The following is a 14650-nucleotide window of genomic DNA, read 5'->3' as shown; positions in this document are numbered from 1 at the left end:
ACCGTCCGGATATCGATCATCCCGCCGACGTTATCCGGAAGCCTTATCCGTTCAACTCCTTTGTGTCCCGGCGCGGCTGGCCGTTCCTACTAATGTCGACGCGAGCAACACCTCTGCGCTGATAAGGAACCTGCCGACGATGAATCGCAAGACCCTGGTGCTGCCGGCGCTGGCCGGTCTCCTTGCCCCCGTGCTCGCGGCCTGTGGAAGCACGGACGGTGCGGGCGATGGCAGCGATCCCATCGTGGTGGGCGTCGCCGCCCAGATCGAGGCGACGAAGGCCGCGCCGGCCCCGCTCGACCCGGCGCAGGCCTACGACGTCGACGCGTGGAACGTGCTGCGCAGCACCCTGCAGACGCTGATGCGGCTGCCCCGGTCGGGCACCACGCCGGTGCCCGACGCGGCCGAGTCCTGCGGGTTCCGCGACACCCAGAACGAGCAGTACCGCTGCACCCTGCGCAGTGGCCTGAAGTTTTCGAACGGTCATGCCCTGACGGCCCAGGACGTCAAGTTCTCCATCGACCGCATGCGGACCATCAACAACAGCAACGGCCCGGTGGCGCTGCTCGACGACATCGACACCGTCGAGACGCCGGATGCCAAGACCGTGGTCTTCCACCTCTCCAAGCCGGACGCCACCTTCTCGGAGAAGCTCGCCACCCCGGCCGCGGCCATCGTCGACAGCCAGGTGTATCCCAAGAACCGCCTGTACAACGGCTTCGACGTGGTCGGCTCCGGTCCGTACACCCTCAAGATCGAGCGCAGCGGCAGCCACATCACCAAGGCCGTCTTCACCAAGAACCCCGATTACCAGGGCGGGATGAGCGTGAAGAACGACAAGGTGGAGATGCGGTTCTTCGCCGATTCGGCGGCCACGGAGAAGGCGCTGCGCAAGGGCGACGTCGACGTGATGAACCGCGGGCTGGCGTCCGACCAGATCCGCGGTCTGGAGAACGCCCGCGCCCAGCACATCGCCCTCCAGGAGATGCCGGGCCAGGAGATCCGCTACCTGGCCTTCAACACCAAGGCCCCGGTCGTCGCCAACAAGGCCGTGCGCCAGGCGATGGCACAGATCGTCAACCGCTCCGAGCTGGTGCGCGACGTCTACTCCTACACCAGCGACCCGCTCTACTCGATGGTGCCCACCGGCCTCACCGGCCACATCAACTCGTTCTTCACCAAGTACGGGAACCCCGGCGTCGCCGCCGCCCGGAAGACGCTGCAGCAGGCGAACATCAGCACCCCGGTGAAGTTCACCCTCGCCTACACCACGAACCACTACGGTCCCAGCTCCGGCAAGGAAGTCCGGGCGCTGCAGAAGCAGCTCAACGACACCAAGCTGTTCGACGTCAGCCTCAAGGGCGTCGACAGCTGGCAGCAGTACCGCACCAACGCCCTGGCCGGCAAGTACACCGTCTACCACATGGGTTGGTTCGCCGACATTCCGGACGCCGACAACTACATCGCGCCGTTCATCGGCAAGCGGAACTTCCTCGGCAGCCCCTACCGCAACTCCAAGATCGAGTCGCAGCTGATCCCGGCCAGCCGCCAGCAGACCGACCGCAACTCCGCGGGCGCCGACTTCAAGCAGGCCCAGGACATCATCGCCGACGACGTCCCGCTGCTCCCGCTGTGGCAGGGCAAGCAGTACGTCGCCGCCCGCGACGACATCACCGGCATCGGCTGGGCCCTCAACTCCGCCTCCGGCCTCCAGATCTGGGAGCTCGGCCGGGGCGTCGCCGACTGACCCCTGCCGCATCCGCCCGGATGCGGCACACCCGCCGCGGTGTTCCCGCCGCGGCCCGACAGGCACCACCCAGAACGTGAGGACCTTTAGTGAGGAAGCGTGACCCGCGGCTGGCCGCCCCGATCCGAGCGGGGCTGGCGACAGCCCTGCTCGCGCTCGCCGGGTGCGGCACCGACGACTCGGCGGCGGCCGGCCACGGCGAGCCGGTCGTCATGGGAATGACGGACAAGGTGGTGGCCACCGACCCGGCAGCCGGCTACGACCCGGGTTCCTGGCTGCTGTTCAACAACGTCTTCCAGTCCCTGCTGAGCTTCCCCAAGGGCGGCAACACCCCCGAGCCGGAGGCCGCTCAGCGCTGCGGCTTCACCGACGCGGACAGCAAGGTCTACCGCTGCACCCTGAAGGACGGCCTCCACTTCAGCAACGGTGACCCGCTGACCTCGAAGGACGTCAAGTTCTCCTTCGACCGCACCCAGCGGATCAAGGACAAGAACGGCCCGGCCGTGATGTTCGCGGCCCTCGACAAGGTCGAGACGCCGGACGCCAAGACCGTGGTCTTCCACCTCAAGACGCCCGACGCCACCTTCCCCATGAAGATCGCCTCGGGCGCCGGCTCCATCGTCGACCACACCGCCTACCCGGCCGACCGCCTGCGCACCGACGGCAAGGCCACCGGCTCCGGGGTCTACACCCTCAAGTCGTACGGCAAGGACCGGGCCGTCTTCGCCGTCAACGAGTCCTACAAGGGCCCCGCGAAGGTCAAGAACTCCGGGATGACTGTGAAGTTCTTCGACGAGCCGGGCAAGCTCAAGAAGGCCGTCGAGAGCGGCGACGTCGACCTCGCCTACCGCGGCCTGGCCATGAAGGACATCGCCCACCTGGACAACGCCTCCCTGAACCAGCAGCACGGCACCCAGGTCATAGAGGGCGGCAGCGCGGAGGCCATGTACATGGTCTTCAACATGAAGGACCCGGTCACCAAGCAGGCCGGCGTCCGCAAGGCGATCGCCTACCTCCTGGACCGCTCCACCCTCGTCCGGGACGTCTACCAGCGCACCGCCGAGCCGCTCTACTCGGTCGTCCCGGCCGGCATTACCGGCCACAGCACCTCGTTCTTCAACACCTACGGCGACCGCCCGCAGCCCGACAAGGCCAAGGCCGCACTGCGCGCCTCCGGCCTGTCCGGCAAGGTCCCGCTGACGCTGTGGGCCACCCCCGACCGGTTCGGCCCCGGCACCGTGCCGGCCTTCCAGGAGATCGCCCAACAGCTCAACGCCAGCGGCCTGTTCGACGCCAAGGTGCGCTCGGTACCCACCGACGAGTACGAAAAGGGCGTCGCCGACGGCCGGTTCGGCGTCTACGTCAAGGGCTGGATCCCCGACTACCCGGACCCCGACAACTTCACCCAGCCGTTCTTCGGCAAGGACAGCGTGCTGTCCAACCACTACAACTCGCCCGCCATCACCGGCCGGCTGCTGCCCAAGACGGCCGACGAGCAGAACCGGGCCGCCACCAAGACGGCGTTCCGCGAGCTGCAGGACATCGTCGCCCGTGACGTGCCGATCATCCCGATATGGCAGGGCAAGCAGTACGCGGTGGCCCGGAACGGCGTCACCGGCCTGGAATGGACCCTGGACGCCTCGACCGTCTTCCGGTTCTGGGAGATCAGCAAGGCGGCCGACGCCTGACGGAGACGCTGACGGACGCACAGCACGACAGCGGGGCCGGCCCCGGAGGATTTCCCTCCCGGACCGGCCCCGCCGCCGTACACGCCCTCACGAGCGCCGTAACAGCCCTCCGGGCCCGGCTACTGCGCTCCCGGGCGCACCAGGCCGCTCTCGTACGCGTACACCGCCGCCTGCACCCGGTCGCGCAGCCCCAGCTTCGTCAGCACATGGCCCACATGCGTCTTGACCGTCGTCTCGCTGACGAAGAGGTCCGCCGCGATCTCCGCGTTCGACAATCCGCGGGCCACCAGCTTGAGGACCTCCACCTCCCGATCGGTGAGGGTGTGCAGGGTGTCCGGCACCGGCTCCTCACCCGACGGCAGATGCCCGGCGTACTTGTCCAGCAGCCGCCGGGTGATGCTCGGCGCCAGCATCGCCTCGCCCGCCGCCACCACCCGGATCGCCTGCACCAGTTCGTTCGCCGGCGCGTCCTTCAGCAGGAACCCGCTGGCCCCCGCCCGCAGCGCCTCGACGACGTACTCGTCCAGGTCGAAGGTCGTCAGCACCAGCACCTTCGCCGGCCCGTCCTTCGCCGGACCGGTGATCTGCCGGGTCGCCTCGACCCCGTCCATCCGGGGCATCCGGATGTCCATCAGCACCACATCGGGCTGCAGCGCGCGCACCTGCTCCAGCGCCTGCAGACCGTCACCGGCCTCACCGACGACGGCCAGGTCCTGCTCCGCCTCCAGAATCATCCGGAATCCCGTACGCAGCAGGGGCTGGTCGTCGACCAGCAGGACGCGGATGGCCACGAGCTCTCCTTCGTTAGATCGGCCCCATTCTGCCCTGCGGCCCCCCGCCGCCGTCCGCCGGGCGCACGGGCAGCGACTGCGCTTCCTGCGGGCCGACCCCCGGACCCCCGGCCGAAGACCCGTCAGCCACCCGCACCGGCAGCGACTGTGCTGCCCCGGGGGCAACCCCCGGACCCCCGGCCGAGGGTCCGTCAGCCACCCGCAGCGGCAGCGGGTACACCGGGGGAGTGCCGCCGAATTCCGGACAGTGCGCCCGGTGGTCGCACCAGCCGCACAGCTTCGTCGGCCGCGGCCGCCAGTCGCCGGTCTCCGTCGCCAGCCGGATCGCCTCCCACAGGGCCAGCAACTTCCGTTCCACGGCCCGCAGATCGGCCTCACTCGGGTCGTACGTCCGCACATCGCCGCTGCCCAGATAGACCAGCTGCAGCCGCCGCGGCACCACACCCCGCAGCCGCCACACCACCAGCGCGTAGAACTTCATTTGGAACAGCGCGCCCTCGGCGAACTCCGGCCGCGGTGCCTTCCCCGTCTTGTAGTCGACGATCCGCACCTCGCCCGTCGGCGCGACGTCCACCCGGTCGATGAAGCCCCGCAGCCGCAGCCCCGACGCAAGCTCCGTCTCGACGTACAGCTCACGGTCGGCCGGCTCCAGCCGCTGCGGATCCTCCAGCGAGAACCACCGCTCCACCAGCGCCTCGGCCTCCGCCAGCCACGCCGCCAGCCGCTCACCCCCCGGATCGTCCGCGAACAGCTCCGCCAGCTCCGGCCGCTTGGCCAGCAGCCGCTCCCACTCGCCCGGCACCATGGCGCGGGCCCCCGCCGCCGTACGCGCCGCCGCCGGGGCGTCGAAGAGCCGCTCCAGCACCGCGTGGACGACCGTGCCCCGGGTCGCCGCCGGGCTCGGCTTCTCCGGCAGCCGGTCGATCACCCGGAAGCGATAGAGCAACGGGCACTGCATGAAATCGCTCGCCCGCGACGGCGACAGCGCCACCGGCGGCCGCGCCGGCTCCGCACCCCGCTCCCCGGCGGTCCCCACGCCGGACCCCTCCTGGGCGTCCTGCACACCCTGCGTGCCCGCGCCGTCCTGCTCCGTGCTCCATCCCATGGCACAAAACCCTACGGCCCGCCACTGACAGGCGCGGACGGCCCTGCGCCGGAGGCGCCCCGCAGCCGACCGGCGCACGCCACTCCGCATACCATCGACGCCGGACCCCTGCGCCCTGCATGATCGGGATATCAGGCCGAGCAGGGGCGAAAGCCGTATTCGATGAGGGGACACTGTGGACGAGAGCGGGAAGCCGCAGGACCCCGAGGAGTCCGTGCGGCCCCAGCCGCCCGAGCCGCCCAAGGACACCAAGGACACGGACACCAAGGACACCGAGGGCCCCAAGGCGCCCCCACCGGGCAGGAAGGGCAGCGGCGGCGGCATCCTGATGGGCCGTCCCTTCGGCGTGCCCGTCTACGTGGCCCCCAGCTGGTTCCTGGTCGCCGCCCTGATCACCTGGGTCTTCGGCGGGCAACTGGAGCGCGTGCTGCCCGAGCTCGGCGCCGCCCGCTACCTCGTCTCGCTCTTCTTCGCCGTCGCCTTCTACGCCTCGGTCCTCGTCCACGAGCTGGCCCACACCGTCGCCGCGCTCCGCTTCAAGCTCCCCGTCCGCCGCATCCAGCTCCAGTTCTTCGGCGGCGTCTCGGAGATCGAGAAGGAGAGCGAGAGCCCCGGCCGGGAATTCGTCCTCGCCTTCGTCGGCCCGCTGCTCTCCCTCGTCCTCGCCGCCGTCTTCTACGCCGGGATGCAGCTGGTCGAACCGGGCACGGTCCCCGGTGTCCTGCTCGCCGGCCTGATGATCTCCAACCTCATCGTCGCGATCTTCAACCTGCTGCCCGGCCTCCCGCTGGACGGCGGCCGGATGCTCCGCGCCGTCGTCTGGAAGATCACCGGCAAACCGATGACCGGCACCATCGCCGCCGCCTGGATCGGCCGCGCCCTCGCCGTCACCGTCCTCATCGGCCTGCCACTGCTCACCCACACCGGCGCCCTCGGCAACGCCCGCCCCGAGATCGGCGACGCCGACTCGCTCACCGACGCCCTGCTCGCCGCGATCCTCGCCGCCATCATCTGGACCGGCGCCGGCAACAGCCTGCGGATGGCCCGGCTCCGCGAACGCCTCCCCGAGCTCACCGCCCGCACCCTCACCCGGCGCGCGGTGCCCGTCGAGACCGCCACCCCGCTCTCCGAGGCCCTGCGCCGCGCCAACGACGCGGGAGCCCGCGCCCTGGTCGTCGTCGACCCTCAGGGGCGGCCCACCGCCCTCGTCCGCGAGGCCGCCATCGTCGGCGTCCCCGACCACCGCCGCCCCTGGGTACCGGTCGGCACCCTGGCCCAGGAACTCAAGGACGGCATGCGGGTCTCCGCCGAGCTCGCCGGCGAGGACCTGCTGGAATACCTCCGCGCCACCCCCGCCACCGAATACCTCGTCGTCGAGCGGACCGGCGAGATCTACGGCGTCCTCTCCACCGCCGACGTCGAACGCGCCTTCGTCTCGGCGATGGCGCGCCCCCACTAGGGCTCCCTCCGCCTCCGCGCCGCGGCCCGCGCCGCAGACCCTGCTCACTCGCCCGTGCTGGTTCGCCCGTGGTCAGTGGCGGCCCCACGGCCCGGTAGGCTGGTCACATGTCCGAACCGACCGGTGCCGCCCGCCGTCGCGGGCCCTTCAAGGTCGGGGACCAGGTCCAGCTCACCGACCCCAAGGGACGCCACTACACCTTCACGCTCGAAGAGGGCAAGAGCTTCCACACCCACAAGGGAGCCTTCCCCCACGACGAGCTGATCGGTGCTCCCGAGGGCAGCGTTGTCCGTACCACCGGGAACGTCGCCTACCTCGCGCTGCGCCCGCTGCTCCCCGACTACGTCCTGTCCATGCCCCGCGGCGCCGCCGTGGTCTACCCCAAGGACGCGGGGCAGATCCTGGCGATGGCCGACATCTTCCCCGGCGCGCGCGTCGTCGAGGCGGGCGTGGGCTCCGGCTCGCTCAGCAGCTTCCTGCTTCGCGCCATCGGCGACGACGGCATGCTGCACTCCTACGAGCGCCGCGCCGACTTCGCCGAGATCGCCACGCAGAACGTCGAGCGCTACTTCGGCGGCCCGCACCCGGCATGGACGCTCACCGTCGGTGACCTCCAGGACAACCTCTCCGACACCGACGTCGACCGCGTCATCCTGGACATGCTCGCCCCCTGGGAGTGCCTGGAGGCCGTCTCCAAGGCCCTGGTGCCCGGCGGCATCCTCTGCGCCTACGTCGCGACCACCACCCAGCTGGCCCGCACCGTCGAGGCGATCCGCGAGCACGGCACCTTCAACGAGCCGTCGGCCTGGGAAACCATGGTCCGCACCTGGCACGTCGAGGGCCTCGCGGTCCGTCCCGACCACCGCATGATCGGGCACACCGGCTTCCTGCTCACCGCCCGCCGCCTCGCCGACGGCGTCGAGCCCCCGCTCCGCCGCCGCCGCCCGGCCAAGGGCGCGTACGGCGAGGACTACACCGGCCCGGGCGGCCGCGAGAAGGCAGCCGGCAAGGACAAGGGCACGGCCACCACGGGCGACCTCACCGACGGCGCCTGACCGGCCCCGCCGGCCACCTCACACCCTCCACACACCGTCACCGGCCGCCCGCAACCGGCCACCGAACCCCTGGGCGCCGCCGCCGAGTTCCCCCCGGAACCCGCCGGCGGCGCCTTCGGCACATTTCCCCCCAGAACCCGCGGCGACGGACCACCCGTCCCCCAGCCACGAGCCACCGGCCCCCCTCGGCCCCGGGCCACCCGTCCCCCTCCCAGGCACGGTCCCCGCCCCCGGACACAAGCCCTCGGTGCCGCCTGCGGCCACCACTCCCGGGAACCCCCACCGTCCCCCCTCCGTTCACCGGCCAGGGGCTCACGCGACCCCGAAGGGATCCCCTAAGGGACCCCCGAGGCACCCCCCGACGACAACCCTTACGGAACCCGCACGGGAAACCCCGAAAACTCCCGTCCAGCTGGTTCCTTGCCGCCCTGTCCTGTGGAACGATGCTGGGCACTCCCACCGGCACAGCACTTCACAGGAGTTACCCCGCGTGCAGCCCATGGCAGGCCAGGACCTCTTGCACACCCAGCCGCGCCCCATGCACTGGCTCGCCACCGCCACCGCCCTCTCGGCGGTCGTCGCGGCCGCGTCCTTCGTCCAGCCCCCCGACGCCACCGCCACCACCTCCCGCAACACCGCGGCCGGCCGGCACTCCTCCGCCCCCGATCCCGGCAAGGTCACGTTTCCGGTCACCTGCGGCCCGAACCACCCCGAGGTGGTCAAGAAGGCGTCCGGCGACCTCGACGGCGACGGCACGACCGAGACGGTCGCCGTGGTCCGCTGCCACAGCGACACCGGCACCCCGCCCAGCGGCGTCTACGTCCTCGCCCCTCCCACCGACCCGAAGGCCGCCCCGCGCATCGTGGCGACCCTCGTCGCCCCCGCCCAGCAGCTCAGCGTCCAGTCCCTGGCGGTGGAGAACGGGGTGATCTCGGCGGGGCTGCTGGGCTACTCCGACCTGAACGTGCCGCGCTGCTGCCCCGACGTGCACAAGAGCGTCAAATGGCAATGGCGGGACGGGAAGTTCATCCAGAGCGAACTGCCCGCCGCGGCGAGCACCAAAGGTGTCTGAGTCGCTACAGCCGGTACGCGGAGGGAGCTTTCCGCTTCCTCCGGTTCACTCAGCGTCTGTTCACTCGGCGTCCGGGCCGTAGACCTCGACGCGGTCGCTGACCCGGCGCACGTGGATGCAGTCCCCGGGGCACTCCTTCGCCGAGTCCCGGACGTCGGCGAGCAGCTTCAGCGGGACGGGCGTTGTGGCGCCCTCCTCCTGGAGCAGCTCGTCATCGGCGCTCTTCACGTAGGCCAGGCCGTCGATGTCCAGCTCGAAGACCTCCGGCGCGTACTGCGCACAGATGCCGTCCCCGGTGCAGAGATCCTGGTCGATCCAGACTTCCAGCTCTGGGGCTTCGTCCTGCGCGGTCATCTCGCCTGCCGTTCCTGCGTACGTGAACCGTTTTTGTCTAAGTGGCGCCAGCCCTGACGGGTGTTGACCGACTCGACGATACAACCGCTCGCTTTCCGATGTTGATGGGTGGGTATTCCCTTGGCGGGAGGACGTGCGCAAGGGTGAAGATCGGACACACCCCGACAGTCTTTTCGATCTAGGGGTTTCAACCTGCACCGGCCCAGGTAGGGTCAGGAAGCGTCCAGCTCCTTGGAGGAGGTGAGGACCGTGGCAGCCCACGACGACGACATCAACCGCGGCATCCGGCCGGGGCGGGGGTCTGAAGATCCCGCCGGCCAGGTTGCCTATCTCGAGCAGGAGATCGCCGTCCTGCGACGCAAGCTCGCCGACTCTCCGCGTCACACGAGGATTCTCGAAGAGCGGATCGTCGAGCTGCAGACCAACCTGGCCGGCGTCTCGGCGCAGAACGAGCGTCTCGCCAATACGCTCCGCGAGGCCCGCGACCAGATCGTCGCCCTCAAGGAAGAGGTCGACCGGCTCGCACAGCCGCCGGCCGGCTTCGGTGTCTTCCTGCAGGCGAACGAGGACGGCACGGTCGACATTTTCACCGGAGGCAGAAAACTCCGGGTCAATGTCAGCCCGAGCGTGGAGACCGAGGACCTCAGGCGCGGCCAGGAGGTCATGCTCAACGAAGCGCTCAATGTGGTCGAGGCCATGGAGTTCGAGAGCGCCGGCGACATCGTCACCCTCAAGGAAATCCTTGAGGACGGCGTGCGCGCCCTGGTCATCGGGCACACCGACGAGGAGCGGGTGGTGAGGCTCGCCGAGCCGCTGCTGGACACCACCATCCGCCCCGGCGACGCCCTGCTGCTCGAACCGCGCTCCGGCTACGTCTACGAAGTCATCCCGAAGAGCGAGGTCGAGGAACTCGTCCTCGAAGAGGTCCCGGACATCGACTACACCAAGATCGGCGGTCTGGGCGGCCAGATCGAGCAGATCCGGGACGCGGTCGAGCTTCCGTACCTCTACCCCGACCTCTTCAAAGAGCACGAACTCCGCCCGCCCAAGGGCGTTTTGCTCTACGGCCCGCCCGGCTGCGGCAAGACGCTCATCGCCAAGGCGGTCGCCAACTCCCTTGCCAAGAAGGTCGCCGAGGTGACCGGGCAGCCCGCGGGGAAGAGCTTCTTCCTCAACATCAAGGGCCCCGAGCTGCTCAACAAGTACGTCGGTGAGACGGAGCGGCACATCCGGCTGGTCTTCCAGCGCGCCCGGGAAAAGGCGAGCGAGGGCACGCCCGTCATCGTCTTCTTCGACGAGATGGACTCGCTCTTCCGCACCCGCGGCTCCGGCGTCAGCTCGGACGTGGAGAACACCATCGTCCCCCAGCTGCTCTCGGAGATCGACGGCGTCGAGGGCCTGGAGAACGTGATCGTGATCGGTGCCTCCAACCGGGAGGACATGATCGACCCGGCGATTCTGCGGCCCGGCCGTCTCGACGTGAAAATCAAGATCGAGCGCCCGGACGCGGAGGCCGCCAAGGACATCTTCTCGAAGTACCTCACGGAAAACCTCCCGCTGCACTCCGACGACCTCGCCGAGCACGGCGACTCGCGCCGGGCGGCGGTCAGCGGGATGATCCAGTCGGTCGTCGAGCAGATGTACGCGGAATCCGAGGAGAACCGCTTCCTGGAGGTCACCTACGCCAATGGTGACAAGGAAGTCCTCTACTTCAAGGACTTCAACTCCGGCGCGATGATCGAAAACATCGTAGGACGAGCGAAGAAGATGGCCATCAAGGCCTTCCTCGAACACAATCAGAAGGGTCTGCGGGTCTCCCACCTCCTCCAGGCTTGCGTGGACGAGTTCAAGGAGAATGAGGACCTGCCCAACACCACGAACCCGGACGACTGGGCCCGGATCTCCGGAAAGAAGGGCGAGCGGATCGTATACATCCGCACTCTGGTCACCGGAAAACAAGGCGCCGACACCGGTCGCTCCATCGACACGGTGGCGAATACCGGCCAATACCTGTAACACCGCTCTCCGGCTGCGGATGTCCTGCACGGGGCGTCCGCAGCCGGACGCATTTCCGGGGACGCCGCAGCCGCCCCATTTCAGAGCGATGGACCAGGGAAAACCGGACTGGAGCAATGACTGTAATGATCTCCCCAGCGCCGCAAAGGCGTTCTAGGCTCTTCGGTACCGCTACGTCACGCTGTGCGGGCGTGGGGCACGCACGCGGAACGGAAGCGCAGCGGTACTTGAGCGCCGACCCCATCCGGGGGCGCCGCCGGGCAAGGAGGGCCGCATGACCGTACGGCGAGTAATGGGAATCGAGACGGAGTACGGGATCTCCGTCCCCGGCCACCCGAACGCCAATGCCATGCTCACCTCATCCCAGGTCGTCAACGCCTACGCGGCCGCGATGCACCGGGCACGCCGTGCCCGCTGGGATTTCGAGGAGGAGAACCCGCTGCGGGACGCCCGCGGCTTCGACCTCGCACGCGAGAACGCCGACGCCAGCCAGCTCACGGACGAGGACATCGGCCTGGCCAATGTGATCCTCACGAACGGTGCCAGGCTCTACGTCGACCACGCACACCCCGAATACAGCGCCCCCGAGGTCACCAACCCCCGCGACGCCGTCCTGTGGGACAAGGCCGGCGAACGGATCATGGCCGAGGCCGCCGAGCGGGCCGCCCAGGTACCCGGCGCCCAGCCGATCCACCTCTACAAGAACAACACCGACAACAAGGGCGCCTCCTACGGCACGCACGAGAACTACCTGATGAAACGGGAGACCCCGTTCTCGGACATCGTGCGCCACCTGACCCCGTTCTTCGTCTCCCGCCAGGTCGTCACCGGCGCCGGACGGGTCGGTATCGGCCAGGACGGCCACGAGCACGGCTTCCAGCTCAGCCAGCGCGCCGACTACTTCGAGGTGGAGGTCGGCCTCGAGACGACCCTCAAGCGGCCCATCATCAACACCCGCGACGAGCCGCACGCCGACGCCGAGAAATACCGCCGGCTGCACGTGATCATCGGCGACGCGAACCTCTCCGAGATCTCGACGTACCTCAAGCTGGGCACCACCTCCCTGGTCCTGTCCATGATCGAGGACGGCTTCATCGCCGTCGACCTGGCCGTCGACCAGCCCGTCCGCACCCTCCACCAGGTCTCGCACGACCCCACACTGCAGCGCCTGATCACCCTCCGCAGCGGCCGTACGCTCACCGCCGTCCAGCTCCAGATGGAGTACTTCGAGCTGGCCCGCAAATACGTGGAGGACCGTTACGGAGCGGATGCGGACGAGCAGACCAAGGACGTCCTGACCAGGTGGGAGGACGTGCTGGGCCGGCTGGAGAACGACCCGATGAGCCTCTCGGGAGAGCTGGACTGGGTGGCCAAGCGGGAGCTCATGGAGGGCTACCGCCGCCGCGACGGCCTGGACTGGGACGCCGCCCGGCTGCACCTCATCGACCTGCAGTACGCCGACGTGCGGCCCGAGAAGGGCCTGTACAACCGTCTGGCGGCCCGCGGCAAGATGAAGCGACTCCTGGACGAGGCCGAGGTCCAGCGGGCCCAGCAGAAGCCCCCGGAGGACACCAGGGCCTATTTCCGGGGCCGCTGCCTGGACCAGTACGCCGACGACGTGGCGGCCGCCTCGTGGGATTCGGTCATCTTCGACCTTCCCGGCCGCGACTCCCTGCAGCGGGTCCCCACCCTGGAGCCGCTGCGCGGTACCCGCAAGCACGTCAAGGAGCTGCTCGACCGCTGCCGGACGGCGGAGGAGCTGGTGAGGACGCTGTCCGGCCGCTGAGGAACGGCAGGTCCACGACAGAATCCGCGGCGATCGCCCGCCGATTCGCGGCTGAAATCGTCGCGGTACGGGAATCATCGAGGTGACCCCCGGGCGTTGCAGCAACAGCAGGGCCGATGTCGGACCCTGCTTGTAGGGTCGGATCTTGAAGGTCACATCGAGCGGGGCAAACCGAGCGGGGTGAGGGATATGGCGACCAAGGACAGCGGCGGCGGACAGGCGAAGGCCACCCGTTCCACCGAGGAGGTCGAGGAGCAGGCGCAGGACGCGCAGGTTTCCGAGGACCTCAAGGAACGGCAGGAGAAGCTCAGCGACGACGTGGACTCCGTCCTGGACGAGATCGACGACGTCCTCGAAGAAAATGCTGAGGACTTCGTGCGGTCCTTCGTGCAAAAGGGCGGAGAGTAGACCACCTTAGCCTTCGCATCGAAGGTGGCGGGGTGGGCGAGCGACGAATGAACAGCGTGTGAAGCGCTGCGCGCGGTGCGGCCGGGCCGGACCGCGCGCACGCTTCGCCCCGGTCCCGGCCCGCGCAGGACGATCAGCATGTGGATCACGCCCACGGGCCGGGTAAGGTCCGGGGCGTACCGTGCATCAACTGCAACTCGGCACTCGGCAAGTTGAGGGATGACCCGGGCGCACTCCGCAGGGCCATCGCATATCCGGAAGGAAACGTGTGGAAGCCAATACTCGAAGCACCGGGCGTCTACCAGCTGCCTTCCTGACGCCTGGATCCTCGTCGTTCATGGACTTTCTCGGTGCGCACGCACCCGATCTGCTGCCGGGCAACCGCCCGTTGCCGCCGGTGCAGGGAGCCATCGAGGCGCCGCACGGCACGACGATCGTGGGCGCGACGTTCCCCGGGGGAGTGGTGCTGGCCGGCGACCGCCGGGCGACGATGGGCAATGTCATTGCGCAGCGTGATATCGAGAAGGTTTTCCCGGCCGACGAATACAGCGCGGTCGGAATCGCCGGCACCGCCGGTCTCGCCGTCGAAATGGTCAAGCTGTTCCAGCTGGAGCTGGAGCACTTCGAAAAGGTCGAAGGCGCCCAACTCTCCCTGGAGGGCAAGGCGAACCGCCTGTCGACGATGATCCGCAGCAATCTCGGAATGGCGATGCAGGGGCTGGCCGTGGTGCCGCTCTTCGCCGGTTACGACCTCGACCGCGAGAAGGGCCGGATCTTCTCGTACGACGTCACCGGCGGTCGCTCCGAGGAGCAGGGCTTCGCCGCGACCGGCTCCGGCTCGGTCTTCGCGCGCAGCGCGCTGAAGAAGCTCTACCAGGAGGACTTCACGGAGAGTCAGGCGGCCACCGCGGTCGTCCAGGCCCTGTACGACGCGGCGGACGACGATTCGGCGACCGGTGGGCCCGACATGGCGCGGCGGATCTACCCGATCGTCACGGTGATCACCGGCGAGGGCTTCCGGAGGCAGTCCGACGAGGAGGTCGCGGACATCGCCCGCGCCATTCACGAGCGCCGCCTCGAGCAGCCCGACGGCCCGCGGGCCGCGCTGCTCTGACGGGACGGACGTTCCGCAATGCCGCCACTGAGAGAGTTTTTGACAGGAAGGGACG

General features: G+C 69.1%; 13 protein-coding genes. 10 read left to right on the top strand and 3 right to left on the bottom strand.

Annotated features, from left to right (window positions below):
- The first annotated feature begins 139 nt into the window (after nucleotides 1-139).
- Both IG62_RS0114350 and IG62_RS0114345 read left to right on the top strand, forming a co-directional pair.
- The gene (locus IG62_RS0114350; RefSeq protein ID WP_030801852.1) at nucleotides 140-1747 is read left to right on the top strand and encodes an ABC transporter substrate-binding protein; all 1608 of its coding nucleotides are present in this window, start codon (nucleotides 140-142) and stop codon (nucleotides 1745-1747) included.
- Between the two features lie 89 nt (nucleotides 1748-1836).
- Nucleotides 1837-3435: an ABC transporter substrate-binding protein gene (locus IG62_RS0114345; RefSeq protein WP_030801849.1), complete on the top strand. Its 1599-nt coding sequence runs from the start codon at nucleotides 1837-1839 to the stop codon at nucleotides 3433-3435.
- 119 nt (nucleotides 3436-3554) lie between these two features.
- Here IG62_RS0114345 and IG62_RS0114340 read toward each other — a convergent pair whose 3' ends face one another.
- Together IG62_RS0114340 and IG62_RS0114335 are read right to left on the bottom strand one after the other, a co-directional pair.
- Entirely contained in the window at nucleotides 3555-4226 is a 672-nt protein-coding gene (locus IG62_RS0114340) for a response regulator (RefSeq protein ID WP_030801847.1), read from the bottom strand.
- A gap of 13 nt (nucleotides 4227-4239) precedes the next feature.
- The gene (locus IG62_RS0114335) at nucleotides 4240-5331 is read right to left on the bottom strand and encodes a RecB family exonuclease (protein WP_107052974.1); all 1092 of its coding nucleotides are present in this window, start codon (nucleotides 5329-5331) and stop codon (nucleotides 4240-4242) included.
- Nucleotides 5332-5506: 175 nt separating this feature from the next.
- Here IG62_RS0114335 and IG62_RS0114330 point away from each other — a divergent pair, with 175 nt between their 5' ends.
- The 3 genes from IG62_RS0114330 to IG62_RS0114320 all read left to right on the top strand — a co-directional run bounded on the left by IG62_RS0114330 (nucleotide 5507) and on the right by IG62_RS0114320 (nucleotide 8917).
- Nucleotides 5507-6790 (top strand): site-2 protease family protein, encoded by a 1284-nt coding sequence (locus IG62_RS0114330; protein ID WP_030801842.1) that lies wholly within the window; start codon nucleotides 5507-5509, stop codon nucleotides 6788-6790.
- A gap of 107 nt (nucleotides 6791-6897) precedes the next feature.
- Nucleotides 6898-7845 carry a tRNA (adenine-N1)-methyltransferase gene (locus IG62_RS0114325; protein WP_030801840.1) on the top strand — a complete coding sequence of 316 codons (948 nt, stop codon included), beginning with the start codon at nucleotides 6898-6900 and terminating at the stop codon, nucleotides 7843-7845.
- A 499-nt stretch (nucleotides 7846-8344) separates the two neighbouring features.
- Nucleotides 8345-8917: a hypothetical protein gene (locus IG62_RS0114320; RefSeq protein ID WP_107052973.1), complete on the top strand. Its 573-nt coding sequence runs from the start codon at nucleotides 8345-8347 to the stop codon at nucleotides 8915-8917.
- Nucleotides 8918-8977: 60 nt separating this feature from the next.
- On the opposite strand, the gene IG62_RS0114315 is transcribed toward IG62_RS0114320, so the two are convergent.
- Nucleotides 8978-9271: a ferredoxin gene (locus IG62_RS0114315; protein WP_030801836.1), complete on the bottom strand. Its 294-nt coding sequence runs from the start codon at nucleotides 9269-9271 to the stop codon at nucleotides 8978-8980.
- 249 nt (nucleotides 9272-9520) lie between these two features.
- On the opposite strand from IG62_RS0114315, the gene arc reads away from it, so the two are divergent.
- From arc to prcB, 5 genes are all read left to right on the top strand, one after another.
- Nucleotides 9521-11287, top strand: coding sequence for a proteasome ATPase (gene arc, locus IG62_RS0114310; protein ID WP_030801834.1), 1767 nt, complete (start codon nucleotides 9521-9523; stop codon nucleotides 11285-11287).
- 274 nt (nucleotides 11288-11561) lie between these two features.
- Entirely contained in the window at nucleotides 11562-13073 is a 1512-nt protein-coding gene (gene dop / locus IG62_RS0114305) for a depupylase/deamidase Dop (protein ID WP_199812470.1), read from the top strand.
- Between the two features lie 189 nt (nucleotides 13074-13262).
- Nucleotides 13263-13481, top strand: a complete 219-nt coding sequence (locus IG62_RS0114300) for a ubiquitin-like protein Pup (protein ID WP_030414306.1) — start codon at nucleotides 13263-13265, stop codon at nucleotides 13479-13481.
- 140 nt (nucleotides 13482-13621) lie between these two features.
- Nucleotides 13622-13798 (top strand): endonuclease domain-containing protein, encoded by a 177-nt coding sequence (locus IG62_RS44630; protein ID WP_078872003.1) that lies wholly within the window; start codon nucleotides 13622-13624, stop codon nucleotides 13796-13798.
- Nucleotides 13750-14595: a proteasome subunit beta gene (gene prcB, locus IG62_RS0114290; RefSeq protein WP_030801827.1), complete on the top strand. Its 846-nt coding sequence runs from the start codon at nucleotides 13750-13752 to the stop codon at nucleotides 14593-14595. Before IG62_RS44630 ends, prcB begins: the two co-directional genes overlap by 49 nt.
- The last annotated feature ends 55 nt before the right edge of the window (nucleotides 14596-14650 follow it).

The organism is Streptomyces sp. NRRL S-337 (assembly GCF_000720175.1).
Lineage (GTDB): Bacteria > Actinomycetota > Actinomycetes > Streptomycetales > Streptomycetaceae > Streptomyces > Streptomyces siderophoricus.
This window is presented reverse-complemented; position numbering and strand designations above follow the sequence as displayed.